The 24,678-nt window shown below is 71.8% G+C and carries 25 protein-coding genes; 7 read left to right on the forward strand and 18 right to left on the reverse strand.

Features of this window, described 5'->3' with window-relative positions; translation table 11 throughout:
- Positions 1 to 107: 107 nt before the first annotated feature.
- Positions 108 to 917 (reverse strand): SigB/SigF/SigG family RNA polymerase sigma factor, encoded by an 810-nt coding sequence (locus O7610_RS04130; RefSeq protein ID WP_281555542.1) that lies wholly within the window; start codon positions 915 to 917, stop codon positions 108 to 110.
- A 284-nt stretch (positions 918 to 1,201) separates the two neighbouring features.
- Positions 1,202 to 1,690 (reverse strand): transglutaminase-like domain-containing protein, encoded by a 489-nt coding sequence (locus tag O7610_RS04135; RefSeq protein ID WP_281554426.1) that lies wholly within the window; start codon positions 1,688 to 1,690, stop codon positions 1,202 to 1,204.
- A gap of 570 nt (positions 1,691 to 2,260) precedes the next feature.
- On the opposite strand from O7610_RS04135, the gene O7610_RS04140 reads away from it, so the two are divergent.
- Positions 2,261 to 3,250 (forward strand): pirin family protein, encoded by a 990-nt coding sequence (locus tag O7610_RS04140; RefSeq protein ID WP_289213564.1) that lies wholly within the window; start codon positions 2,261 to 2,263, stop codon positions 3,248 to 3,250.
- A 33-nt stretch (positions 3,251 to 3,283) separates the two neighbouring features.
- Here the strand turns inward: O7610_RS04140 and O7610_RS04145 are convergent, their stop codons facing one another.
- From O7610_RS04145 to O7610_RS04165, 5 genes are all read right to left on the reverse strand, one after another.
- Positions 3,284 to 3,418, reverse strand: a complete 135-nt coding sequence (locus O7610_RS04145) for a hypothetical protein (protein ID WP_281554428.1) — start codon at positions 3,416 to 3,418, stop codon at positions 3,284 to 3,286.
- Between the two features lie 293 nt (positions 3,419 to 3,711).
- Positions 3,712 to 4,314 carry a YflT domain-containing protein gene (locus O7610_RS04150; RefSeq protein ID WP_281554429.1) on the reverse strand — a complete coding sequence of 201 codons (603 nt, stop codon included), beginning with the start codon at positions 4,312 to 4,314 and terminating at the stop codon, positions 3,712 to 3,714.
- 126 nt (positions 4,315 to 4,440) lie between these two features.
- The gene (locus O7610_RS04155; protein WP_281567363.1) at positions 4,441 to 5,856 is read right to left on the reverse strand and encodes a glycoside hydrolase family 6 protein; all 1,416 of its coding nucleotides are present in this window, start codon (positions 5,854 to 5,856) and stop codon (positions 4,441 to 4,443) included.
- A gap of 165 nt (positions 5,857 to 6,021) precedes the next feature.
- Positions 6,022 to 6,804, reverse strand: coding sequence for a VOC family protein (locus tag O7610_RS04160; RefSeq protein WP_289212688.1), 783 nt, complete (start codon positions 6,802 to 6,804; stop codon positions 6,022 to 6,024).
- A 121-nt stretch (positions 6,805 to 6,925) separates the two neighbouring features.
- A complete protein-coding gene (locus O7610_RS04165) occupies positions 6,926 to 9,094 on the reverse strand; it encodes an ATP-binding SpoIIE family protein phosphatase (RefSeq protein ID WP_281554432.1) in 2,169 nt (722 codons plus the stop codon).
- Positions 9,095 to 9,237: 143 nt separating this feature from the next.
- On the opposite strand from O7610_RS04165, the gene O7610_RS04170 reads away from it, so the two are divergent.
- Positions 9,238 to 10,125, forward strand: coding sequence for a mechanosensitive ion channel family protein (locus tag O7610_RS04170; protein WP_281554433.1), 888 nt, complete (start codon positions 9,238 to 9,240; stop codon positions 10,123 to 10,125).
- 38 nt (positions 10,126 to 10,163) lie between these two features.
- On the opposite strand, the gene O7610_RS04175 is transcribed toward O7610_RS04170, so the two are convergent.
- The 7 genes from O7610_RS04175 to O7610_RS04205 all read right to left on the reverse strand — a co-directional run bounded on the left by O7610_RS04175 (position 10,164) and on the right by O7610_RS04205 (position 14,687).
- The gene (locus O7610_RS04175) at positions 10,164 to 10,541 is read right to left on the reverse strand and encodes a DUF6401 family natural product biosynthesis protein (protein ID WP_281554434.1); all 378 of its coding nucleotides are present in this window, start codon (positions 10,539 to 10,541) and stop codon (positions 10,164 to 10,166) included.
- Positions 10,542 to 10,558: 17 nt separating this feature from the next.
- Positions 10,559 to 10,780, reverse strand: a complete 222-nt coding sequence (locus O7610_RS04180) for a hypothetical protein (RefSeq protein WP_281554435.1) — start codon at positions 10,778 to 10,780, stop codon at positions 10,559 to 10,561.
- Positions 10,781 to 10,880: 100 nt separating this feature from the next.
- On the reverse strand, positions 10,881 to 11,135 hold the full coding sequence (locus O7610_RS04185; protein WP_289212689.1) for a hypothetical protein: 255 nt from the start codon (positions 11,133 to 11,135) through the stop codon (positions 10,881 to 10,883).
- Between the two features lie 227 nt (positions 11,136 to 11,362).
- The gene (locus O7610_RS04190) at positions 11,363 to 11,827 is read right to left on the reverse strand and encodes an SRPBCC family protein (RefSeq protein WP_289212690.1); all 465 of its coding nucleotides are present in this window, start codon (positions 11,825 to 11,827) and stop codon (positions 11,363 to 11,365) included.
- Positions 11,828 to 11,869: 42 nt separating this feature from the next.
- On the reverse strand, positions 11,870 to 12,280 hold the full coding sequence (locus O7610_RS04195; protein ID WP_281554438.1) for a DUF2795 domain-containing protein: 411 nt from the start codon (positions 12,278 to 12,280) through the stop codon (positions 11,870 to 11,872).
- Between the two features lie 29 nt (positions 12,281 to 12,309).
- Positions 12,310 to 13,248 carry a YihY/virulence factor BrkB family protein gene (locus O7610_RS04200; RefSeq protein ID WP_289212691.1) on the reverse strand — a complete coding sequence of 313 codons (939 nt, stop codon included), beginning with the start codon at positions 13,246 to 13,248 and terminating at the stop codon, positions 12,310 to 12,312.
- The gene (locus O7610_RS04205) at positions 13,245 to 14,687 is read right to left on the reverse strand and encodes an aldehyde dehydrogenase family protein (protein WP_281554440.1); all 1,443 of its coding nucleotides are present in this window, start codon (positions 14,685 to 14,687) and stop codon (positions 13,245 to 13,247) included. Before O7610_RS04205 ends, O7610_RS04200 begins: the two co-directional genes overlap by 4 nt.
- A 69-nt stretch (positions 14,688 to 14,756) precedes the next feature.
- On the opposite strand from O7610_RS04205, the gene O7610_RS04210 reads away from it, so the two are divergent.
- Positions 14,757 to 16,361 (forward strand): phytoene desaturase family protein, encoded by a 1,605-nt coding sequence (locus tag O7610_RS04210; protein ID WP_281554441.1) that lies wholly within the window; start codon positions 14,757 to 14,759, stop codon positions 16,359 to 16,361.
- 34 nt (positions 16,362 to 16,395) lie between these two features.
- On the opposite strand, the gene O7610_RS04215 is transcribed toward O7610_RS04210, so the two are convergent.
- The 4 genes from O7610_RS04215 to O7610_RS04230 form a co-directional block, all read right to left on the reverse strand.
- A complete protein-coding gene (locus O7610_RS04215) occupies positions 16,396 to 17,805 on the reverse strand; it encodes a hypothetical protein (RefSeq protein ID WP_281554442.1) in 1,410 nt (469 codons plus the stop codon).
- Entirely contained in the window at positions 17,802 to 18,254 is a 453-nt protein-coding gene (locus O7610_RS04220; RefSeq protein ID WP_281554443.1) for a hypothetical protein, read from the reverse strand. Before O7610_RS04220 ends, O7610_RS04215 begins: the two co-directional genes overlap by 4 nt.
- Positions 18,255 to 18,419: 165 nt before the next feature.
- Positions 18,420 to 19,472, reverse strand: a complete 1,053-nt coding sequence (locus O7610_RS04225; RefSeq protein WP_281554444.1) for an SDR family oxidoreductase — start codon at positions 19,470 to 19,472, stop codon at positions 18,420 to 18,422.
- A 125-nt stretch (positions 19,473 to 19,597) separates the two neighbouring features.
- Positions 19,598 to 20,041 (reverse strand): SRPBCC family protein, encoded by a 444-nt coding sequence (locus O7610_RS04230; protein ID WP_281554445.1) that lies wholly within the window; start codon positions 20,039 to 20,041, stop codon positions 19,598 to 19,600.
- A gap of 113 nt (positions 20,042 to 20,154) precedes the next feature.
- Here O7610_RS04230 and O7610_RS04235 point away from each other — a divergent pair, with 113 nt between their 5' ends.
- The 4 genes from O7610_RS04235 to O7610_RS04250 are packed head-to-tail and all read left to right on the forward strand — an operon-like array spanning position 20,155 to position 24,677.
- Positions 20,155 to 21,804, forward strand: coding sequence for an HAD-IIIA family hydrolase (locus O7610_RS04235; protein ID WP_281554446.1), 1,650 nt, complete (start codon positions 20,155 to 20,157; stop codon positions 21,802 to 21,804).
- A complete protein-coding gene (locus O7610_RS04240) occupies positions 21,801 to 22,778 on the forward strand; it encodes a glycosyltransferase (RefSeq protein WP_281554447.1) in 978 nt (325 codons plus the stop codon). The genes O7610_RS04235 and O7610_RS04240 overlap by 4 nt, the downstream gene beginning before the upstream one ends.
- Positions 22,763 to 23,977: a glycosyltransferase gene (locus tag O7610_RS04245; RefSeq protein WP_281554448.1), complete on the forward strand. Its 1,215-nt coding sequence runs from the start codon at positions 22,763 to 22,765 to the stop codon at positions 23,975 to 23,977. The genes O7610_RS04240 and O7610_RS04245 overlap by 16 nt, the downstream gene beginning before the upstream one ends.
- Before the next feature lies 1 nt (position 23,978).
- Positions 23,979 to 24,677, forward strand: coding sequence for a D-sedoheptulose-7-phosphate isomerase (locus O7610_RS04250; protein ID WP_281554449.1), 699 nt, complete (start codon positions 23,979 to 23,981; stop codon positions 24,675 to 24,677).
- The last annotated feature ends 1 nt before the right edge of the window (position 24,678 follow it).

Below are 24,678 nucleotides of genomic sequence, written 5' to 3' on the forward strand. Positions count from 1 at the left end.
CCGGCTGCGGCCGGCCCGGGAGGTCGGGGCCGGCCGCAGCCGGTGGGAGCCTTCAGCGTGGGTCGCAACCAGGCGGCGGGCACCGTCGGACCCACCGATCGGGCCGATCAGTACGTCGACTGCAACTGCCCGCGGAGCTTGGTCAGTGCCCTGGCGAGCAACCGCGACACGTGCATCTGGGACACGCCGATCTGATCGGCGATCTGCGACTGGGTCAGGTTGCCGTAGAAGCGCAGGGTGAGGATGCGCTGCTCGCGTTCGTCGAGGGTGGCCAGCGCTGGGCCGAGCGCGACCCGCAGCTCCGCCAGCTCGTACTCGCGGTCCTCGGCACCGAGCATGTCGGCCAACTCGGTGGCGCGCTCGCCGTCGCCGGTCGGTGTGGACAGCGACACCGCGTTGTACGCGCGGGCACCTTCCAGGCCTTCGAGCACCTCCTCCTCGGTGATCCGCAGGTGTGCGGCGATGTCGGCGACCGTCGGTGACCGGCCCAGCGTCTGCAGCAGGGTGCTGTTCGCCTCCGAGATGCTCAGCCGTAGCTCCTGCAGCCGGCGGGGCACCCGGATGTCCCAGGTCCGGTCCCGGAAGTGCCGCTTCAGTTCACCGATGATCGTCGGGATCGCGTAGCCGGCGAAGTCGACGCCGCGCGCGGGGTCGAACTTGTCGATGGCCTTGATCAGGCCGACGGCTGCGGTCTGAGCGAGGTCGTCGGTTGGCTCACCCCGGCCGCTGTAGCGCTGGGCGAGGTGCTGAGCCAGCGGAAGCCATGCCTCGATGGCTCGGTCGCGCAGTGCCTCCCGGGACGGGTGACCGGGCGGCAGCGCCGCCATCGCGGCCAGCAGATCGGCTGCGCTGTCCTCCGGTGCGGTCACCCGCCGGTCCAGTGTGGCCGGCGCTGTGATCGTCCGGTCCGGTGTCATCGTCCGGTCCACTGTATTCGGCTCGGCAAGTGTCGTCGGCTCGGTCACCGTGCGGTGTCCGGTCAGTGTCGCGGTCATGGTGGTCCTCCCTGCACCTCGTCCGCGGATATGGAAAGTGGTGCGTTCTGCTGTGTCCGCTAGGGTCTTTCGGCCTCCAACACTAACCCGGTCGGTCAATCAAAAGCTAGCCGAAAGTACGATGTATTTATCGCCCATGACAGATCAAGTCGGACATTTCGCTGTGCACTCGCACCGCTTCCGGGCCCCGGTTACCCCGTTCAGGGTCAATGAAGCGCCACCAGCGCCTCGTGCTCGTCGACCGGTAGGTCGCCTGGGGCGACCGCGAGGACGGACATCCCGGTCAGCTCCGACACGCCGTCGAGGGCGGTCGCGAAGGCGACATCCGCCGCGTCCCGGCCGGTCGCGATCCGCACCATGCTGGGCCGGGGTGCCAGCCGGGTCGCGTCCCACACGTACCACCGGTCACCGACGGCGGCCTCGGCGACCAGATGGAAATCCATCGGAGCCAGGCCGGGTGCGTAGACCGCGACCACTCGCGCCGGGATGTCGACGGCCCGGCAGAGCGCCACCGTCAGGTGTGCGTAGTCGCGGCAGACGCCGACCCCGCTCAGCAACGTCTCGGCGGCGTCGGTGCCGGGCCCGCTCGCCCCGGCCGTGTACGAGGTCCGGCTGTGGACGTAGTCACAGATCGCCCGGAGGGAGTCGACGGAGTCGGGGTAGCCGGCGAACCGGGCGGCCGCGAATCCCGTCATCCGGTCCGACGGACAGTAGCGGCTCGGCCGGGTGTAGATGACGCGATCCAGTTGACTGACCGCTGACCCGGCCGCTGCCGGGGCCTGGTCCGACGCCGGAGGCGGCAGAGTGGTCACGCGGTACGAGACCGTGAGATCTCCGACCGGTGCACTTACCAGATGCTGACGGCCGCCGGCGGCCCAGCTCCCGTCGATCTCCGTCACGGCAACGTCGTCGCCGTCCGCGGTGCTCGCCACCAACCGGGCCGGCGGGGCCGGCCGGTACGCAGTGACCTGCAGTACCAGTGTGGCCGGCGCTTCGATGTGGTAGCTGAGCCGGCAGCCAATCTCTCCTGTAGCCGGAGTCGTCCGATGGTCACCTATCGCCCATTGGTACCCGTCGGACGCAATCGTCGCACCGGCTGCCGGGAGCGACCCCGTCACGTCCGGTGGATGGTTGAACCCTTGATCAGAGCGTACGCTGCAACCGGTGGATGTCTGGTCGGAGTCGATGACGCGGCCGCCAGCGCAACGCGCACATCGCCCGGAAAACCAGCGCAAAGCGCATATCGTCCGGAAATGAGGACTCCGATGCCAGCCATCACCGTCGACGACGTACTCGTACTGCCGCGCCTGCCGGCCCACGATCCGGCCGCCGGCACGATCCGGCCGGTCCACCGGGTCACCACCGCCCCCAGCGGCTTCGAGGGCGAGGGTTTCCCCGTCCGCCGGGCGTTCGCCGGCGTGCCGGTCGGCGAGCTCGACCCGTTCCTGCACCTGGACCAGATGGGCGAGGTGGAGTACGCGCCGGGTGAGCCGAAGGGCACCGCCTGGCACCCGCACCGCGGCTTCGAGACTGTCACGTACATCATCGACGGGATCTTCGACCATCAGGACTCGCACGGTGGTGGGGGCACGATCACCGACGGGGACACCCAGTGGATGACCGCCGGTTCCGGACTGTTGCACATCGAGGCACCACCGGAACACCTGGTCGCCAGCGGCGGGCTCTTCCACGGTCTCCAGCTGTGGGTCAACCTGCCCCGGTCGAAGAAGTTTGCTTCGCCCCGGTACCAGGACATTCGGGGCGACCAGGTCGCCCTGCTCAGCACCCCGGACGGAGGAGCGCTGATCCGGGTGATCTCCGGCTCGGTCGCCGGGAACGACGGTCCCGGCTCCACCCACACCCCGATCACCATCAGCCATCTGACGGTGCAGCCGGGGGCGCAGGTGGACCTGCCCTGGCGGGCCGACTTCAACGCGTTGGTGTACGTCCTGGGTGGTCGGGGATCCGTCGGCCCCGATCTGCGGCCCGTGCACACCGGTCAACTGGCTGTCCACGGGCCCGGCGACACGCTGCGGATCGCCGCCGACGTCCGACAGGACAGCCGCGTACCGCAGCTCGACGTGTACGTCATGGGCGGTCGGCCGATCCGGGAACCTGTCGCGCGGTACGGACCGTTCGTGATGAACACCCGGGCGGAGCTGCTCGCCGCGTTCGAGGACTACCAGGCAGGTCGACTGGGGGTGGTGCCGGCGGTCGACGTCCCGCACGGCACCGGTCAGCAGCTGCCACGTTGAGTTCACCGACGTGCTGACAGCCGGACTGGGCGGTCAGGACACCAGGAACACCCCGAGTACGCCCAGCACCACCATCACCAGGACCGCGAGGAGCAGTCCCTGTTCACTCTGGACGGTCCGGTTCGAGTAGGTCTGCTGGGGATCCGGGGTTACGATCTCGGTGCTCATCGTGCCTCCTCAGCGTGCTGCCCTGGCATCTCGACAATGACGGTAGGCGCCAGGCCGCGTCCGTGAATCCCGGAGCTGTGCCATCTGTGGGTGTCGCCGCAGCAACCGGGTACCCGGCCGGCCCCGCCCAAACACCCTCCTGGGAATAGCAAAGTGACGGGTGCCGGAGGCACGGGCAGGTGGTGGGGTGCCGGAGGTGCCGGCAGGTGGTGGGGTGCCGGAGCGGCGCGGGACAACACCCGGGGTGCCGTCCCGCCCCGCCACTCGTGATTGCCGGCTGGGGCCGGCCCTCGTCAACGGGATGTGCGTCCGGCCTGCTGGGTCGACTCCCGTAGCACCTGGTGGGCCCGGTCGGCGTATTCGGCGTCGACCGTCACGCCGTACTGGCTGGCCTGTAGCAGGCTGCGGGAGGAGAAGTCCCGCCGGCCTCCGGTCATCGCGTGCGCCACCGCACCGAACACGGCACCCCAGACCGCACCGATCACCACGGCGGTGACGATGATGCCCAGCCAGTTCACCACCGCGAAGATGCCGATCAGCAGGCCGATGAACAGTCCGAACCAGGCGCCGGTGCCCGCGCCGGCCAACGCTGCCCGGCCGGTGGTGAGTCGGCCGGTGACCTCTTCCACCAGCCGCAGGTTGGTGCCGACGATGGCGGTGCGTTCCACCGGGAACCGGTTGTCCGACAGCCGGTCGACGGCGCGCTGCGCGGAGGCGTAGTCCGGATGGCTGGCGACGGTCACACTGGTCCGTGCGGGACCGCCGTTCTGTGGCGCGGCACCGGGTGCGGTGGCTGGTCCGGCTGGTCCGGCCGGCAGGTTGCTGGCCGGGAAGTTGGCGGTGTCGCCGAACATGCCCGGCGACGGATTATCCGTACGGGTCGTGGATCTGGTCATGTTTGGCCTCCTCTCCTCGGCAGGAGTGCCCGGTGAGCCGCCCGGGTAACCCGGTCCCCGCACGGACTTCGGCCCCTCCCGATGCCGGGAGGGGCCGAAGTGTACCTGGGGATCCTGACTTGGGCGTCAGCTCGCGCAGGCCGCGCCGTTGAGGGTGATGTTGCTCAGCGGCGGCAGGGTGCTGCCGGAGAAGGTCCCCTGGAAGCCGATGCTGACGGTGGCACCGGAGGCCAGTGAGCCGTTCCAGGCAGCGTTGCGGACCGTGATCTGGCTGCCGGACTGGGACCAGTCGCCGTTCCAGCCGTTGCTCAGGCTGACGTTGGATCCTGCGGTGAAGGCGAGGGTCCAACTGCTGACCGAGCCACCGGTGTTGGTGATCCGGACATCCCGGGTGAAGCCGCCAGGCCACTGGTTCGTGGTGTAGCTGACGCTGCAGGCGCCGGCCGGCGGGTTCGTGGTGGGCGGCGGAGCGGTGGTGGGCGGGGGTGCCGTGGTGGGCGGGGGTGCCGTGGTGGGCGGTGGAGCCGTGGTGGGCGGTGCGGTCGTCGGCGGTGCGGTGGTCGGCACAGGGCCGGCCGCAATCGCCAGGTCGTACGCCCGTTGCGGTACGAACTGGCCCGCGTTTGCGATGCAGCCGTCAGCTTCGCCGGGCAGTTTCACCCAGAGGTATGCCTCGATCTTGCTGTCGCCGGTGTTGGTGGTGCTCGCCGTGCCGATGGCCCGACCTTCCGGGTCGCACCACTCGGAGCCGAGCGGGCCGTTGCCGTTACGGCTGGTGTCGATGACCGCGGTGAGGTGGTTGGCACCGGTGGCGCTGATGACCGCCTTGACGTAGTTGACTGCCTCGCTGGTGCTGCGGTAATTGGACACGTTGCTGGAGATGCCGTCCGCGCTGTTCGCCACGTCCGCACCGACCAGCAGGCCCGCCATCGTCGACGGGGCGTGCCAGGCCGAGTGTCCGGCGTCGAAGAACACCTTGGCCTGGGACGATCCCGCCTTGAGCGCCCTGCCGGCGTAGGCCATCGAGGCGCGTACCTCGGCCTGCTCCGACTGGCTCATGCAGGTGCCCATGAGGGCGAGCACGTCGGGCTCGAGCACGATGTATGCGGGCCGGTTACCGAGCCCGGCCGCGACCTGGTCGACCCACTGCCGGTAGGCGCTGTGGTTGGGCGCGCCACCGCTGCTGTGGTTGCTGCAGTCGCGGTTGGGGATGTTGTAGACCACCATGATCGGGATCTTGCCGGCCGCGGCGGCGGCACCCACGAAGGCGTCGACCTGGCCGCGTACCTCGCTTGGGTTGTACTGGGTTAACCAGCGGCCCTGGGGCACCGAGGCGATCCGGTCGCGGATGACATTCGCCCGGTAGTCACCGGGGTTCGCCGCCACCCAGCGAGCGGCCGAGGTGTCCGGGTCGACGTAGAAGGCGGAGTCGGCGGCCTGGGCTGCCGTGGGCTGCAGCAGCCCGACACCGACCGCGGTGGCCGCTGTGAACGCCATGACGGCGGCGGCGCCAACTGCGGTGAGCGCAGATCTTCTGCGCATGCGTGCTCCCTCCGGATAGGGACGATATATTGAGAGCGTTCAGTGGAAGCGCTCCCATGGATATCGACCACCGTACGGGGATGTTGCTGATATGTGAAGAGCTTGTGACGCCAACTGCCCCAAAGGCGGTATAAAGTGAAATATCAGACGCGGCCGGCAGTCGGGTCAGTCGAGCGGCGTGCGGAACTCCGGACGCACGGCGATGATCCCGAACGCGGCACCGAACGGGTCGGTCAACTGTGCGTAGGTACCCGGACCAGCCTGGTACGGACCAAAGGAGACCGTTCCGCCGAGCGCCTGGCAGCGCTGCACCGCCGCCTCGCAGTCGTCGACCTCGAAGGTCGTCCGCCAGTGCGCCGGAACCTGCGGCGGGTACATCTCGCCCATCTCGATCAGCCCGGCCACCTCACTGGTCTCCCGCAACCACTCCTGGTATCCGGACCCTTCGCTGTAGATGCTGGGTCGCGTGGTCCACCCGAAAACCGAGCCGTAGAAGGCCCCGGCACCGGCCACGTCCCGGGTGGCGAGTTCGTTCCAGCAGGTAGCGCCGGGCTCGCCGGTCACCTGCGCGCCCGGGAAGGCCCTCCGCTGCCAGAGCCCGAACACGGCACCCTGCGGATCGGCGATCAGGGCGAAGTGGCCCCGCTCGGCAACCGGGGCGGGCGGTGAGAGTGTCGATCCGGCGGCCCGGGCCACGCTTTCGACTGTCGCGGCCAGATCGTCCGAGGCGAGGTAGGTCAGCCAGGCCGCCGGCTGGCCTGCGGCGAGGGGCGGGGCGAGCCCAGCGACGGCCATGTCTCGCAGGTGGAACTCGACACCGGTGCTGTTCGGCTCGTCAACCGGCTTCCACCCGAACAGTCCGTGGTAGAAGTCGCTCGAACCCGCGGTGTCGCTGGTGCGTAGTTCGGACCAGCAGGGGGTTCCCGTGGCGTAGCCTCTGATTCGCACCGCTTTGTACCTCTTCGCGTCGTTTATCCGATTGGCGTAGTCAGTTACCCTACGCCACGGAGACGCCCGCTGCGACTCGGCTGAATGGCCCAATTGATGTCACTTTGGGTAAACATCGGAGTTACGAGTCGATCGGCAACATGATCTCGAACCACACGGTTGAACCCCGTACCGAGGGGTCCGTGCCCCAGGTGTCGCTCAACTGCTCGATCAGACCCAGACCCCGGCCGCGGCTACTCAATGTGTCGATGTGCGCCCGACTGACCGTGCCCCGGGTGCCACTGTCAGCTACCGAGACGAGTAGCCGCTCCTGGCTGAGATCGATCTCGACCCGTGCCTCGGTGCCGGCGTGCAGCAGGGCGTTCGTGGTCAACTCGCTGGCACAGAGCACCGCCGGCCCGATCACCGACTCGGGAACCTGCCACCCGGCCAGTTGGCCGGCCAACCAGTGCCGTACTCGGCTCGGTGCGATCGGCTCGGCAGGAACCAGCAACCCCGCCGACCGGCTCGGCGCGGCCGCATGCTCCACCGCGAGTACCGCCACGTCGTCGTCGGTGGTACCGGGCACCGCCGCACTGGCCACCGCGCAGAGATTGCGCGGATCGCTGGTGCTGGTCTCGGCGACGGCTGCGGCCAGAGCGGACATCCCGTCGCCGAGATCCTGACCGCGTCGTTCCACCACGCCGTCACTGAACATCAGCAGCGTGTCGCCGGGGCGCAGCTCGACCCGGGTCGGTCGCCGTGGCCCGGCCAGACCGAGTGGCGGCCCGGGCGGCACCGGGACGAACTCGGCGCTCGCGGTGGTCGACGACCAGCGTCGTATCAGCGGAGCGGGATGACCAGCGCTGGACACGGTCAACCCGCCGGTCGCCGGATCGAGCACCCCGTACAGCACGGTCACGAACAGTTCCTCGTTGCGGCTCTCCGCGCCCAGGCTGTGCACCAGCCGGTCCAGCCCGTTCAGCACCGCCGTCGGCTCCGGTTCGGCCAGCGCGAGCCCGCGCAGCGCGGCCCGGACCTGGCCCATCAGCGCCGCTGCCCGCACATCGTGCCCGACGACATCGCCGAGCACCACGGCCAGCCCGCCATCGGGAAGCCGGAACGCGTCGTAGAAGTCGCCGCCGGCCGAATTGCCGTCCACCCCCGGGTCGTAGCGTGCGGCCAACCGCAGCAGCGGCAGGTCCGGCAACTGCTCCGGCAGCATGCTGCGCTGCAGCAGTTGAGCCGTACCATGCTGGGTCTCGAACCGCCGGGCTCGCTCGGCCGCCTGGGTGACCAGTTCGGCGACGGCCGAAAGCAGTGCCCGTTCGGCCGGCGCCCACGAATGTGGATCTCGGTACCCGAAGGTGATTCCACCGCGTAGTGATCCGGCTCGCAGCGGCAGGGCGGCGAGCGCCGTCACCAGCTCGTCGTGCCGGTCCGTGGCGTACCGGGCGAGCGGCCGGCCCTCCCCGGTGAACCGGGGGACACCGGTGCCGGCGACGGTGGCCAACGGGGTGGCCGCGTCCCGGGGGATGCGGCGCCACACCGGAGGCAACCGCTCGTCGGCTTCGTCGAGCAGCTCACCGCGGACCCGGCGGACCACCCGCCACCCGCCACCGTCGTCGATGCCGAGCGCCACCTGATCGACGTCGAGCGAGGCCAGGCCGTACCGCAGCGCGACCCGGGCGACGTCGTCGAGGGTGAGTGTGCCGGCCAATGCCGAGGTCAGCTCGCTGAGGCTCTGCAACCGGTGGGTGATGGTGCCGGTCTCGGTCGCGACTGAGAGCATCCCGACGATCCGCCCGTCGCTGTCCCGGACCGCCGAGTAGCCACGAGTGAATGCCGTACCGCCGAACGGGCCCGACTCGCCGGTGCCAAACGGTGCCACGGCCTCCGACTCGAGGAACGGTTCGCCGGTGCGGTAGACCCGTGCCACCACGTCGCCGACGCCCGGCCGGTGCCACGCGTCGGCGAACACCGCGGCGGCGGGCTGGGCGAACGCCTCCGGGTGCTTGGCACCGAGCAGCTCCGCGTAGGCGTCGTTGTAGATCATCAGGAAGTCGTCGCCGTAGACCAGAGCCATTGGCACCGGTGAAGCGAGCACCAACTCGACCGCTGCCCGTACCGCAGGATCCCAACCATCCGACCGACCGAGCGGCGTGCTCGCCCAGTCATGCCGGTCGACTTGCCCGGCTGGTACGGCGTTGTCCGGTGCGGCGTTGTCCGGGTTGGTGCCGGCCGGGGTGGCGGAACGCGCAGCCGGAACCCCCGACGGGGTGTCCCGGGTCTGCCCGGCGGTGCCTGCCATGGGTGGCAGCCTATCCGGGGCCGCCGTCGGCGGGTGGCGTGGACCGGCGCAAGGTGGGTATGCGGGCCGGCGGTAGGCGATGCAGCGCGTCCGTACGACAACGAGGCGACGCATCGGTAGATGAGCCGGAGAGGGGGGACCGGATGTCCTCGACGTACGCGTCGGCGCAGGTCGACATCGGCAACGCGCTGACTGACATGTGGCGGTCCGTGATACTTTTCGTGCCCCGGGCCATCGCGTTCATCGCGATTCTGGTGGTCGGATGGTTGATCGCACGGGCAGTGCTGAAGGGCGTCGACAAGGCGCTCGAACGGGTCGGGTTCGACCGGGCGGTGGAGCGCGGCGGCATCGGCAAGGCCTTGGAACGGACCCGGTACGACGCCAGCGACATCCTGGCCCGGTTGGCGTACTACGCGGTGCTGCTGTTCACCCTGCAGTTCGCGTTCGGAGTCTGGGGGCCGAACCCGATCAGCGACCTGATCAGCGCGGTTGTGGCGTGGCTGCCGCGGGCGTTCGTCGCGATCGTCATCGTGGTCGTCGCCGCTGCCATCGCGACCGCGGTACGTGACCTGGTGTCGGGTGCGCTCGGCGGGCTCTCCTACGGCCGGCTGCTGGCTACCGCCGCGTCGGTGTTCATCGTCGCGCTCGGCGTCATCGCCGCGTTGAACCAGGTCGGCATCGCCACCACGGTCACTACCCCGGTGCTGATCGCGGTACTCGCCACCATCGCCGGTGTGCTGATCGTCGGCGTCGGCGGTGGCCTGGTCCGACCCATGCAGCAACGGTGGGAGGGCTGGCTGACCCGGATGGCGGAGGAGTCACAGGCGATGCGGGACAGCGCGCAGGCGTACCAGGCCGGCCGGGACGACGCCGGTGGCCGGATGAACGAACCGACGCAGGTGATTCCGCAGACCCAGCAGGCGCCGGCGATGTCCGGTGGCCGGGAGGCGGCCAGCGGTCGGGGCATGGCCGGCCCGGGCGCCAACCGGCCCGGTGGTATGACCGGACCGGGCGGAACGTCCCGCGGTTGATCCGTCCGGTCGGGCCGGTGAGCCGGTACGGGCCGGGGTCAGCGCGGGGCCGCGCCGCTGATCCCGGCCAGCTGGCAGACGGCGACCAGCCGCAACGTCACCCAGTCGACCGTCGTCCACTGGGTGGTCGGCCCGACCACCGGGGGGCGCCAGCCGGCCTCGGTGGCCGCGTCGCGCACGCCATCGGCGTACCGGGCCAGCGTCACCGGGCTGAGCGGACGCAGATCCGCGAACAGCCGGTCCCGGATCGCGGCGGCGTGCTGATCCAGCTCGGCCAGCAGGCCGGGCAGGACTGCGGCGGCGGCCAGGCCGGCGGCGCCGAGCGAGGTGTGCAGATCGGCCAACGAGGTCTGCGCCGCCCTTCGGGCGGCCGGGACGGCCAGCATGCCGTGCGGGGCGGCGGGGAACGGACTCATGTGCGGTGCCCGCCCGGCTACTCGACGCGTCGGATGTCGGCCGGGGCCGGGCGGCGGCGGGCCGCGTCGTCGGCGAGGATCACCGTAGCCACCATCAGCGCCACGCAGACGCTGAACAGCCAGGAGCCGTCCGGCAGCAGGTAGGCGGAGACCGGCGCCTGGATCGCGGTCAGCAGGAAGCCGAGCCAGGCCCAGCGTCGCTGGCGCGGCGTGAGGAATCCGGAGGCGGTGGGGCGCATCCGAAAAGTCTCGCTCGGATGATCCTCACCGCCGTCAGCCGATCGGACGAGGTTGGCTGACCGATGCGTCAGGGGCCGGACTGGCGACCGACTGGCGACGTCAGTGCGGACCGGTCCGGCCGGTGGTCGACGGCCGGTACGGCCGCTCGGGGTCGGTCGTCGCCGGTCCGCCCGGGCGGCCGCCGATCCGGTCCACCGCTTCCGCGTCGTGGCCGAACTCCTCCTCGGCCGCGGCGTCGTTGCCCGTCATGTCGTCGACCTCACCGTCGCCCGCTGGTGCGGCTACAGCCCGCTCCAGCTCACGGACCGGCAGCCGGTCCTCGTCGCGCCAGACTTCGTCTGCGGAATCAGTCATGCCGGCCGGGTTACCCGGCCGGGTTGTCGCCAAACAGGGGCCGGCGGACGAGTACGGCTTGCGGCCGGACCCGGCCGGTGGCTGAGCGGGGCCGGCGGACGCGGCCGGGGCGGGTGGGCCGGTTTCGGCCCACCCGCCCCGGCCGTCAGGCCCACCGGTCGGCCGGCTCGGGAGGAGTCACCGCCGGCCGGCGGGCGCTGTTCGAGGTGCGGTGGTCGGTCGAATTGTCACGGCTGCGGTCGGGGGACCTCGCCACGCCAGGCCCCGGTCTCCACGCCGTGCCGGCTCTCGATGAAATCCTTGAAGCGCTTCATATCACCCTTCACCCGGCGGTCCACGATGCCCAGCTTGTCGCCGGCCTGCTCCGCCACTCCCTCCGGGTCGAACTCCATCTGCGCGGTGACCCGGGTGTGGGCATCGTCCAGGCGGTGGAACGTGATGACACCGGCCTGCTTCACCCCGCCGGTCGCGGTCCAGGCGACCCGCTCGTCGGGAATCTGCTCGGTGATCTTCGCGTCGAACTCACGCGACACCCCGGCGATCTCGGTCGTCCAGTGCGTCAGCGTCTCCGACACTTGAGTCACCTCGGAGACGCCCTCCATGAACTGGGGGAACTCCTCGAACTGCGTCCACTGGTTGTACGCGGCGCGTACCGGCACCGCGACATCGACGTACTCGGTCACTGCTCCCATGTGAGTCCCTCCTTTACTTCCGCCGGGCCGCAGGCGGCGCGGTCACCAGCGGGTCGTCTCGTTGGCATGGCCGAGTTCGGCCCACACCTCGGACACCGTCTGGAACGTGCGACCCGGCGGCAGCTGATCGATCTCGTCGAGCACGTCGTCGGGTGCCTCGTTCTCCAGCGCGCTGTCGCGCAGCGTGCTGCGGTCCCCGGGCAGCGCCGAGAGGTTGATGTAGCGGCCCAGCCTGCTCCGCTGCTCGACCTCCTCGCTGGTCATGCCCTGCGGCGTACCGGAGCGGTTGTCGCCGGCCGGAACCGCAGCCGGCTCCGGCTGGTCCTCGCCCGGGGGCTCCGCCTCGTGCCACTCCTCGGCCCGGCCTCCGGTGGTGCCCTGCGTGGTCCCACGGGTGTCGTGGGCCATGCTGTCGTCCACCCGGGGACTGTGCTTGCTGTTGCCGCGTTCCATAGCTGTTTGACTACCCGTGAGCGGCGTGGCTAAACCGGCGTGCGTGGCGGCAGCACCGGGTCGGCCGGTTCCGACTCACCGGCCTGGGCGGCCCGGCCGCGCTGCACCTCCGCGTTGATCTCGACGCCCAGCATCACCGCCAGGTTGGTCAGGTAGAGCCAGACCAGGAATGCGATCACCGCGCCGAGGCTGCCGTAGGTCACGTCGTATGAACCGAAGTACGCGACGTAGGTGCCGAACCCGGCGGAAGCCAGCGCCGCCAGCAGCAGGGTCACCACGCCGCCGACGGCCAGCCAGCGAAGCCTCGGCTGGCGGACGTTGGGAGCGAACCAGTACAGAAGAGACAAAAGCGTCGTGACGATGGCGATCAGCACCGGCCATTTGAGCAGACTCCAGGCGGTACGCGGGGCCTGGCCCAAACCGAGCCGGTCACCGAGCGCATCGGTGACCGGGCCGCTGACGATCAGCATCACGGCGACCAGCGCGAGCAGCATCAGCCCGGCGGTGGTCAACCCGAGTTGCTGCGGCTGCAACCGGTAGAAGGGGCGACCTTCGGCCACCCCGTAGATGGCGTTCGCTGCGCGGGTGAACGCCCGAACGTACCCCGACGCGGACCACAGTGCGGCAACCAGGCCGAAGCTGAGCAGCACACCGGCGGAACTGCGCTGGGCGACCACCTCGTCGATGATGTCGACGAAACCCTCGTCGCCCACCACCGCCCCGGCTCCGAGCTCCTCGGCCAGGCCGACCACGGTGTCCACCGTGCGTTCACTGTCGGAGACCAGACCGACCAGGGCGACGACCACGATCAACGAGGGGAACAACGCGAGCACCCCGTAGTAGGTCAACGCGGCGGCCCAGTCCACGCAGTTGTCCCGGACGAACCGGCGTCCGCTGCCGACCAGCACGGCGCGCCACGTCGTCAACCGGATCTCGCGTAACCGCGCCGGCCGTGCCGGACTGCTCACCAGCGGCCGTCCGGTCCACCCGGGGCCTGCAGATGCAGCACCTTGACGACGGTCATCTCGTCGAGCAGTTCCGGTCCGAATCCGAGGCCCTCGCCGCTGCCGCGCCGGGGGTGCGCGGCACCGCCCGGCGCTCCACCGAACACCGAGTTGATCTTCACGGTGCCCACCGGCAGTTCGCGCCAGGCCCGCTGCGCGTGGCTCATGGACCGGGTCAGCACGGTCGCCGACAGGCCGTACGGGGAAGCCGCCGCCCGGGACAGCGCCTCGTCGAACGACCCCACCGTCATCACCGGGGCGACCGGGCCGAACGTCTCCTGCCGCATCACCGCCATGTCATCTGTGCATCCGGTCAGCACCGTCGGCGGGTAGAAGGCACCGGGCCCGTCCGGGATCCGGCCCCCGCACCGCGCCGTCGCCCCGGCCGCCAGCGCCGCCGAGACCTGCGCATGCACCTGGTCGCGGTGCCGGCGGTCCACCAGCGGACCCAGCTCGGTGTACGGGTCACGGGCAGGCCCCAACCGCATCCCCGAGCAGAGGCCGGTGAGCGCCTCGACGAACGGCTCCGCCACCGTGCTGTGTACATAGATCCGCTCCACGCTGACACATACCTGGCCCGAGTTGGCCAACGCGCCGGCCGCCGCCTGCTGCGCGGCCCATCGCGGATCGACGCCCTCGTCGACGACCAGCGCGTCGCTGCCGCCGTTCTCCCGCAGCACCTTGGCCCCGGTCCGGGCGCACGCCTCGGCGACCGCCCGCCCGGTGTCGGTCGCCCCGACGTGGGCGACCAGGTCCACCCCGTCGGAGGCGGCGATCCGGGCACCGACGCCCCCGTCGCCGGTCAGCAGGGCGAAGACCCCGTCGGGAACCTCGTCGGCGACCATCCGGGCGAGCAGCGCGCCGGTCGCCGGGCAGCGTTCACTCGGCTTGTGCACCACCGTGTTGCCGGTCACCAGCGCCGCGCCGAGCAGCCCGCAGGCCACCGCTACCGGGTCGTTCCACGGCGTCAGCACCGCCACCACCCCACGCGGCACGTACGCCATCAGATCCAGGGCGGCCGGGTCGCCGGCCAGCGCCCGACCCCGGTGCACCGGCCCCAGTTCGGCGTACTGCCGCAGGGTCGCGACACCGGCAGCGATCCCGGCCCGAGCCCCAGCCAACGGCTTGCCCATCTCCGCACTCTGCGCCTCGGCCACCTGGTCGGTGGCACCGGCCAGAGCGTCCGCGATTCGTCGCAGCGCGGCGGCCCGATCCGCCGCCGGTGTCGCAGCCCACCCCGGCGCCGCCTCGCGGGCCGACTTCACCGCCGTGTCGACGTTCGCCTCGGTGGCGAGCGGACTGCGGCTGACCGGGGTGCCCTCGGACGGGTCCTCGACGACGATCTCGGCACCGTCGCCGAACCGCCCCCACCCACCGTCGATGAACTGCTCCACGTCGTACATCCGGCGGTCGTTCCCGGAGGTCGCGCCGGTAAACGTTTGGCCGCGCCCGGCCGGGGTAGCCGCGCGGAGATGGCAGAAACGGATGTGGAGACGGCGGACGCGGTCGTCATCGGCGCCGGACACAACGGCCTGGTCGCCGCCAACCTGCTCGCCGACGCCGGCTGGGACGTGCTGGTCCTGGAGGCGACCGGGGCGCCGGGTGGTGCGGTCCGGTCCGCCGAGGTGACCGCCCCCGGCTATCTCAGTGATCTGTACAGCTCGTTCTATCCGCTCGGATTCGCCTCGCCGGTGCTGCGGGAGCTGCGGCTGGCCGAGTTCGGGCTGCGCTGGCGGCACGCTCCGGACGTCTTCGCCCACCTGCTGCCGGACGACCGCGCGGCGGTGGTCAACCTGGACCCACGGCGGACCGCCGAGTCGCTGGAAGCATTCGCCGACGGCGACGGCGAGCGCTGGCTGTCGGCGTACGCCGAGTGGCGGGCCGTGTCGGCGCCGCTGATCGATGCGCTGTTCACCCCGTTCCCGCCGGTGCGGGCCGGCGCCGCGCTGCTGCGCCGGCTCCGGACCGCCGGATCGCTGCGGCTGGCCCGGCGCCTGGTGCTGCCGGTCCGCCAACTAGGCCGGGAGACCTTCGCCGGCGCCGGCGGTCCGGCGCTGCTCGCCGGTTGCGCGCTGCACACCGACCTGGCCCCCGACGATGTCGCGTCCGGCGTGTACGGCTGGCTGCTGACCATGCTCGGTCAGGAGATCGGCTGGCCGGTACCGGCGGGCGGCGCGCAACGGATCACCGACGCGTTGGTCGCCCGGCTGCGTTCCCGGGGCGGCCGGCTGGTCACCGGCGCCGCCGCCGACCGGGTGCTGATCGCCCGCAGCCGGGCGGTCGGCGTGCGTACCGTCGACGGCCGGCGGTGGCGGGCCCGGCGGGCGGTGCTCGCCGACGTTCCCGCTCCGGCGCTGCTGCTCGACCTGGTCGGCGACCGGTGGCTGCCTCCCAGGATGGTCGACGACCTGCGCCGGTTCCGGTGGGACGGGTCGACGGTGAAGGTTGACTGGGCGCTCGCCGGCCCGATGCCGTGGCGCAATCCGGCGGTCGCCACCGCCGGTACCGTGCACCTCGGGGCCGACCTGGACGGCCTGACCCGGTACGCCGCCGAATTGGCCTGCGACGAGGTGCCCCGTGACCCGTTCCTGCTGCTCGGCCAGCTGACCACCACCGACCCGCAGCGATCGCCGACGGGCACCGAGTCGCTGTGGGCGTACACGCACCTGCCGCACCGGACCCGGTGGCACCCCGAGGAGATCGTCGAACACGTCGCGCGGATGGAGGCGGTGCTGCAGCGGCAGGCGCCGGGCTTCGGCGCCCTGGTCCAAGCCCGTCATGTGGCCGGTCCGGTGGACCTGCAGGAGCACAATCCGAGCCTGGTCGGGGGAGCGGTCGGTGGCGGCACCTCGGCTGCGTACCAGCAGCTGTTCTTCCGGCCGGTGCCCGGCCTTGGCCGCGCGGACACCCCGGTCGACCGGCTCTTTCTCGCCTCGGCGTCGGCGCACCCCGGCGGCGGGGTGCATGGCGCGCCCGGGTCGAACGCCGCGCGGGCGGCGCTGGTCCGCGACCGCGCGGCGACCGGGTGGATGTACGGGGCCGTGGTGTCGGCGGCGCAGCGGGCGGTCTACCGCTGAGCCGGTGTCGGAGCTCCGGCTGGAACCGCCGGGGTCACTGGCCGGGGGGACGCGGCCAGGACTCCTCAACCGGCGTCGGTGCCGGTGCGCGGGGCGCCGGTGGTGGTGCGGCTGCCGGTGTCGGTGGCGGTGGTGCGGCTGCCGGTGTCGGCGGTGCTGACGCCGGATCGGTCGCCGGTGCGACAGCAGGCGTGGCGGACTGGTCCCGCCCGGCCGGCGCGACAGCGGTCGGCGCGACCCACAGCGGGGCCTTTGGCAGCAGCGAACGGAAGTCGAACGAACACTTGCTGCAGGACCGCAGCGCCGTCTCGGTACGTCGGTCGCCGCACTGCCGGCAGAAGGTCACCACCGACTCGTCGGCCGACAGACCCTGGCAGCGTGGGCAGGCGAAGGCCGGACCCTTGGTCTGGGCCAGCCGCCCGGCCAGCACGAACGGGCTGATCACCGCGCTCACCGTGGTCGCCAGGTCGCGGGTCCGGCGGTTGCGTTCCTGCAGTCGCTCCAGTTCGGGGTTGACGATCTTCTCCAGCTTGCAGGTCGTGCAGATCAACAGCGTCCGAACCGGCAGCATCTCCCGTAGCTGGGCCTGCTGGTGCAGGAACGTCACCACCGGCACGTCGGCCGGGTCCACGGTGAACCGGAACGGCGTCGATGTGCCGGCCGAGGCGGCTGCCGCCGCGATGTACTCCTCGACCCGGTACACCAGCCCTTGGATCTGGGTGACCAAGTTCGCCGGCATCTGCCCGGGCCGGCTGGTGATCAGGGTCCCGACGGTGAGCATCCCGTCGGCTAGCTGGGTCGGCACCTCGGCGACCGTTTCCGCAGCGACGAAGGTGAACGTGCCCGCCCCGGTCCGGCTCACCGGGGCACCCTTTGCCGGGTCGGACCCGTCGAGGAACCGGGTGGTGTGGCGGGAGATCAACGAGCCGGCCTGGGCCGCCCACCCGGCGGCGTTCTGCATGGCGGCGACGTCTCCGTTCCCGGTGTTGCGCCACCAGCCGGCGAAGCCGGCGGCGGCGGCCGGGTCGAGACGGGCCAGAGCGGCGTCGACGGCGGCCAGGACGGACCCGAAGACGTCCTGGTAGACAGCGGTCGCGCCCCAGTTACGGCCGACCTTCGCCGGCCAGCGGTCGCTCACCTGGACGGTGACCCGGCAGGCGGCAGGGCCGGCCTCCAGACCGATCTGCAACTGCACCGGCATCCGGGCCGGTTGCAGGGTGACCGCGCCGAGCTTGGAGCCGCGTACCGCCTGGATGACGCTGAGCTGCTCGACGGTGAGCTGGAAACCCAGGTTCCGTACGGCGGCGAGCAGATGCTGCCGTACGACGGTGAGTGGAGCGGCGACGGTCCGCTCCGCTCCGGCGGCGAGCTGGTCGGCCTGCCGATCGTCGTCGGTGCCGATGCCGGTGGCCGGCGCCCTGCCGTTGCTGTCTGCCCAGGTCATTCCGTGCCGAATCCGGTGTCGAAGCTGGTGCCGGTGTCGAAGCTGGTGCTTTCGTAACTGCTGCTGCTGTCGTATGTGCTGATCTCGGCGGCCGCGGCGTCGACGCTGTAGTCCGTCGCGGCCGCGTAGTCGCTCGCCGTACCGGCCTCGTCGGCCGCCAGCGAGTACTGCCGGTCGGCAGCCTCGATCGAGGCGGTCGGGTCGAAGCCGGCGGCGACGCTGTCCGCCGCGTCCTGCAGGTGACCGTCGGCGGACTCGGTCCACGAGTCGCTCACGTCGGCGTGCCAGTCGGACCACTCCTGGTCGGCCACGGCCTGGTCCAGATGGGTCTCCACCGCGTCGGCGACCGGCTCGGGCAGCGTGGTCGAGCTACCTGCGAAATCCGTCGTGCCGGTGTCGGCGCTGGTGTCGCTGATCAGGTAGTCGTCCCAGCTCGGATCGGTTGTCATTGACCGCCCCCTCCTGGTCGGGGCGCGTCATTCGCCGCCCCATGATCGTCATCTGCGATCGATGATGCATCGGTGGGCGGGCGGGCTGTATCCCCCTTGTGTGCCTCGGCCGCCGGTTCGACGGCAGCGACCGGCGGCCCAACGGGCGGTGGCGGTGTCAGACAGTCACGCCGCCCGCCCGACCGGTCGACGGACCGCAGCCCGCAGCCGGGCCGGCCCGCTGCCGACCATCGCCCGCGCGGTGCCGAGCGCGGCGGCCAGGACTGCGGCGGTGACGGTCTGCTTGTGCGTCACGGCCCACAGCGCCAGCGAACGCCGACGTGCCTGGTCGTCGAAGGCGCCGTGTGCACCATGATCGACCTCGGCATCGGCCGGTACGTCCACATTGTCCCGCCAGTGGGCCCGGTCGATGACCTCGTCGGTCTGCTGGGAGTCGAATCCGACCTGCCGGATCGCCAGCAGCCGGTCGAGCAGCCCCGGGGCGATGATGTCGGCGAGCCGGGCCTGTAGGGTGGGGCCACCGACGTTGACCTCCCGCTTGCCGTTGTCGGCGGCCCAGCAGATCGCCGCAGCGGCCACCTCGGGTTGGAAGATCGGCGGTACCGGTTGCGGGTGTCGGGGCAGATGGGTACGCACCCAGGAGAACTGCGGCGTGTTCACCGCCGGCAGCTGGACCATCGACAGCTTGATCTCGGGGCTGGCCTGGAGCAACTCGGCCCGTAGCGAGTCGTTGAATCCCTGGATGGCGTGCTTGCTGGCGCAGTACGCCGACTGCAGCGGGATGCCCCGGTACGCCAGCGCCGAACCGACCTGCACGATCGTGCCGATTCCGGCCGGGCGCATCTGCCGCAGCGCCGCCAGCGTGCCGTGCACGGTGCCGAGGTAGTTGACCTCGGTGACCCGCCGGAACTCGTCAGCGCTGATTTCCCAGGTCGGGGCGAAGACCGACACCATCGCGTTGTTGATCCACACGTCCAGGCCGCCGTTGCGTCGGTGCAGGTCGTCGGCGGCCTCGTCGACCGCTGCGGCGTCGGCGACGTCCACCTGGTACGTGGCCACCGCCTCGGCACCCAGCTCCCGACACTGTGCGGCGGCTGCGGCCAGGCCGGCCGCTCCCCGAGCGAGCAACCCGAGCCGGGCACCGCGGCGTGCGTACCGCTGGGCGGTGGCGCGTCCGATGCCGGCGCTTGCGCCAGTGATCATCACGGTCTGGTTCATTCCGATCACCTCCCTGCGGGTGCCGTCCGGCACCCGTCCACTGACCTGCCCTGACTTGGTCTGCCCTGGCTGGCCCCTGCTGACGTGGGCCCGTCCGTCGGGCCCACGGCCGTGGCGTGCCGGCGTCACCCGACGGTCTGCCGGGTTGCGATGTCGGACAGCCGGCGCAGCGTCTCCCGGTTGCGGTGGTGCAGGACCAGATCGTCGAGCTTCGTACGGACCCAGCGCAGCGGCCCTCCGGTGAACGACTCGGCGATGGTGACCCGAGTGCCGTTGCCCGGGGTCGGCGCGAGCCGGAACACGATCGTCGCCTCGCCCAGCGGCCACAGCCCGGCCCGTAACGTCAGCTCGTCGCCCGGCTGGCAGGAGATCACCGTGGAGGCGTCGGACAACGACAGCGGCCAGGGACCGGCGGTGTGGTGCAGCCGGGCCCCGGCCTGCGGCCAGTGCCCGTCGACATCGCGGATGTGCACGGTCCCGACCACCCAGTCGCTGTACGACCAGCCGTTCGCCAGCACGGCGAACACCTGGTCCTGCGGGGCGGGGATCACCCGCTGCACGACAGCCACGATCAGCCGGGTACCCCGCGGGCGACCCGCTAACCCGGCCAGCGGCGAAATGGTGCGGACCGGACGAACGCCGTGGTTGGTTTACTCGCCCCGCACCCGGGAAACGGAGCCAGGTGCGAAGCGAACTGATCAGTCGGGGCCGCGGGCTCTTCGACGCGGTGCTCTTCGACCGTGACGGGACGCTCGTGCACGACGTGCCGTACAACGGCGACCCGGACCTGGTCCGCCCGGTGCGCGGTGCCCGCGCCGCGCTTGACCGGCTTCGCGCCGCCGGTCTGCGGCTCGGAGTCGTCACCAACCAGTCCGGCCTGGCGCGCGGCCACTTCACCACCCACGACATGCGTCGGGTGCACGACCGGATCGAGGAACTCCTCGGCCCGTTCGACACCTGGCAGGTCTGCCCGCACGACGACGGCGACGGCTGCCGGTGCCGCAAACCGGCACCGGGCATGGTCCTGGCCGCGGCCCGGGAGCTGGGCACCAGCGCCGGGCGGTGCGTCGTGGTCGGCGACATCGGCCGGGATATCGTCGCCGCCGGTGCCGCTGGCGCGACCGGCATCCTGGTACCCACCGAGACGACCCATCCGCAGGAGACGGCTGCCGCTCCCGCCGTCGCCGGTGACCTGGCCGGCGCCGCTGATCTCATCCTGCGTCGCCACCGGGCGACCGCTCCCGACGAGCCCGGCCCGCGCGGTGGCCGGGTCCTGGTCGTGCGCTCCGACTCGGTCGGCGACGTGCTGGTCACCGGGCCGGCGATCCGCGCCGTGGCGGCCGGGGCGGACGAGGTGGTCATGCTCTGTGGACCGCAGGGCCGGGCCGCCGCCGAACTGCTGCCCGGTGTGGGCGACCTGATCGAGTGGCCGCTGCCGTGGATCGACCCGGATCCCGGTCCGGTGGACCCCGCCGACCTGACCCGGCTGACGGAGCGGCTGGCCGAGGTCGGCGCCGACGAGGCGATCATCTTCACCTCCTTCCACCAGTCGCCGCTGCCGCTGGCGCTGCTCCTGCGGCAGGCCGGGGTGGATCGGATCGCGGCGATCAGTGACGACTACTCCGGCTCTCTGCTCGACGTGCGTCACCGGGTGCCGCCCGGCGTACCGGAGCCGGAACGCGCGTTGTCGCTGGCCGCCGCCGCTGGATTCGCGCTGCCCGGCGACGACGAGCCGGTGCTGCGGCTACGCCCGGGCTGTCTGCGGCCAGCCGCCGGGCCCGCACCACAGGAGCCCGGCTCGGGTGTGCGTCACCGGATGCCGGAGCCGGACCGGGCCGGGCCACCGGGCTACGTCGTCGTGCACCCCGGATCCTCCGTCGAATCCCGCGCCTGCCCGCCGGAGCGGTGTGCCGCGTTCGTCGACGCGCTGCACGCCGCCGGGCACCGGGTGGTGGTCACCGGCGGCCCCGGTGAGCAGGCGCTGAGCCGTCGGGTCGCCGGCCGGTCCGGTGCCGATCTCGGCGGGCAGACCTCGCTGGCCCGGCTCGCCGCGATCATCGCGGGGGCCGGCGCGCTGGTCGTGGGCAACACCGGGCCGGCACACCTCGCGGCGGCGGTCGGCACCCCGGTGGTCAGCCTGTTCGCGCCGACGGTGCCGTTCGGCCAGTGGGGACCATACCGGGTGCCCTGGGTCCGGCTCGGCGACCCGGTCGCCGGCTGCCGCAATACCCGGGCCGCCCGCTGCCCGGTGCCGGGCCATCCGTGTCTGTCGACGGTCTCCCCGGACAGCGTGGTCGAGGCCGTCGAACTGATCTGCGGGACGGCCGGATGAACATCTTGCTCTGGCACGTCCACGGATCGTGGACCACCGCGTTCGTCCACGGCAAGCACCACTACCTGGTGCCGGTCACTCCGGACCGGGGGCCGTACGGGCTGGGCCGGGCGCGCACCTACCCGTGGCCGGACGGCGTCACCGAGATCCGCCCCGGGCAGCTCGCCACCGCCGAGGTCGACCTGGTGATCCTGCAACGCCCCGAGGAGCTCGACCTGGCCACCAGCTGGCTCGGCCGGACCGTCGGTCGGGACGTGCCGGCGGTCTACGTCGAGCACAACACGCCAAAGGGTGACGTGCCGACCAGCCGGCATCCGATGGCCGACCGTGACGACCTCACCGTGGTCCACGTCACCCACTTCAACGACCTGTTCTGGGACACCGGCGGCACCCGGACCCGGGTGATCGAGCACGGCATCGTCGCCCCGGCCGCCCGCTACAGCGGCGAACTCGACCGGCTCGCCGTGGTCACCAACGAGCCGGTACGCCGCCGTCGGGTCACCGGCACCGACCTGATGCCCCGGTTCGCCCGGGTCGCCCCGCTGGACGTGTACGGGATGGGAGTCGCAGGGCTGCCCGGGGCCCTCGGCGGGACAGCGGCCGGTCGGTTGGCCGTCCACGACGACGTGCCGCAGTCGGCGATGCACGCCGCGGTGGCCCGCCGCCGCGCGTACCTGCATCTGTGCCGGTGGACCTCACTCGGCCTGAGCCTGATCGAGGCGATGGCGATGGGCATGCCGGTGGTCGTCCTCGGCACCACCGAGGTGGTCGCCGCGGTACCACCGTCGGCCGGGGTGCTCGCCACCCGGGTGCAGACCCTGGTCGATGCCGCCCAGTGGCTGATCGACGAGCCGGATTCGGCCCGCCGGCTCGGCGACGGCGCGCGGCGCGCGGCGCAGGACCGATACGGACTGGACCGGTTCCTCGCGGACTGGGACGAGCTGCTGGAGGAGGCGCTATGCGCATCGCGATGATCTCGGAGCATGCCAGCCCGCTCGCCGCGCTCGGCGGGGTGGACGCCGGCGGCCAGAACACGCACGTCGCGGAGCTGTCCACCGCGCTCGCCGCCGACGGTCACGAGGTCCGAGTGTTCACCCGACGGGACGCTGCGGACCTGCCGGAACTGGTGCAGCTGGACAACGGGGTTGCGGTGGTGCACGTGCCGGCCGGACCGGCCGAGCACATCGCCAAGGACGACCTGCTGCCACACATGGCGCAGTTCAGCCAGTGGCTGGCCGGGCAGTGGAGCCACGACTGGACTCCGGCGGTCGCACACGCGCACTTCTGGATGAGCGGGCTGGCCGCGGTGCACGCCGGCCGGCTGACCGGGGTTCCGGTGGTGCAGACCTACCACGCGCTGGGCACCGTCAAGCGTCGCCACCAGGGCGCGATGGACACCAGTCCACCCCGGCGCATCGGCTACGAGCGGGCGTTGGGCCGCAGCGTCGACCGGGTGGTCGCGCAGTCCCAGGACGAGGTCGCCGAGCTGATCCGGATGGGGGTGCCCCGGGGCCGGCTGTCGGTGGTGCCGTCCGGCGTCAACGAGCAGACCTTCGCCCCCGACGGACTGTCCGTGCCGCGCGACGAGGGCCGACCTCGGGTGCTGACCGTCGGCCGGCTGGTCGCCCGCAAGGGTTTCCAGGACGTCGTACGGGCCATGCAACTCGTACCGCACGCGGAGTGCGTCGTGGTGGGTGGTCCGCCGGCCGCCGAACTGGACACCGACCCGCAGGCCCGGCAGTTGCGCCAGTTGGCCGAGTCGTGCGGTGTCGGTGACCGGATCCGGCTGGTCGGCGGGGTACCCCGGGAACAGATGCCGTCCTGGTACCGGTCGGCCGACGTGCTGGTCGCCGCCCCGTGGTACGAGCCGTTCGGGCTCACCCCGCTGGAGGCGATGGCCTGCGGCGTGCCGGTGGTCGGCACCGCCGTGGGTGGGCTGACCGACACCGTCGTCGATGGACTCACCGGCGATCTGGTGCCGCCCCGGGACCCACGGGCGCTCGGCATGGCGCTGCGCGGGTTGCTCAACGACCGGGTCCGGAGGTTCGCCTACGCCACCGCCGCGCTGGACCGGGCGCGGCAGTGCTACTCGTGGCAGCGCGCTGCCACGCAGCTCACATCGATCTACGGCACCGTCAGCGGGGTGCGGCAGCCGAGCCGGGTGGTGGCCTGAGATGTCCGACGTGAACTCGCTCATCGACACCCACCTCGCCGGGCTGGCCGAGGCGTTGCTGCCGTACCGCCAGGTGGCCGCGCGGCTGGGGCGCTGGGGCGCCGAGCTGGCCTGGACGCTCGGTCACGGCGGCCGGCTGCTGGTCGCCGGCAATGGCGGCAGCGCCGCCGAGGCCCAGCACCTCGCCGCCGAGCTGGTCGGCAAGCTGCGCGACGACCGGACGCCGCTGTCCGCGATCGCATTGACCGCCGAAACCTCCTCGCTCACCGCGATCAGCAACGACTTCGGCTTCGACGAGGTCTTCGCCCGGCAGGTACGGGCCCACGGCCGCCCCGGCGACATCCTGCTGCTGCTGTCCACGAGTGGACGTAGCGGCAACCTGCTCGCCGCCGCCCGGGCCGGCCGTGACGTCGGGCTGCGCTGCTGGGCCTGCACCGGCCCGGCGCCGAACCCGCTGGCCGAGGCGTGCGCCGAGGTATTGGCGGTGCCGGCGGCCGATCCGCAGGTGGTGCAGGAGCTGCACCTGGTCACCGCGCACCTGCTGTGCGGCTACGTCGACCAGACACTGCCCGGCGTACTCGGTCTCACCGGTGCGGTCGACGTCCCCGCCCGTGCGGTCGATGCCGTCGCCGGCGCGCCCACGGCGCCAGCCGTGCCGGCCGGTCTGCCGGTGCTGGACGTGCGCGGCGGTGTCAGGTGAC

The sequence above is a fragment of the Solwaraspora sp. WMMA2065 genome (assembly GCF_030345075.1).
Lineage (GTDB): Bacteria > Actinomycetota > Actinomycetes > Mycobacteriales > Micromonosporaceae > Micromonospora_E.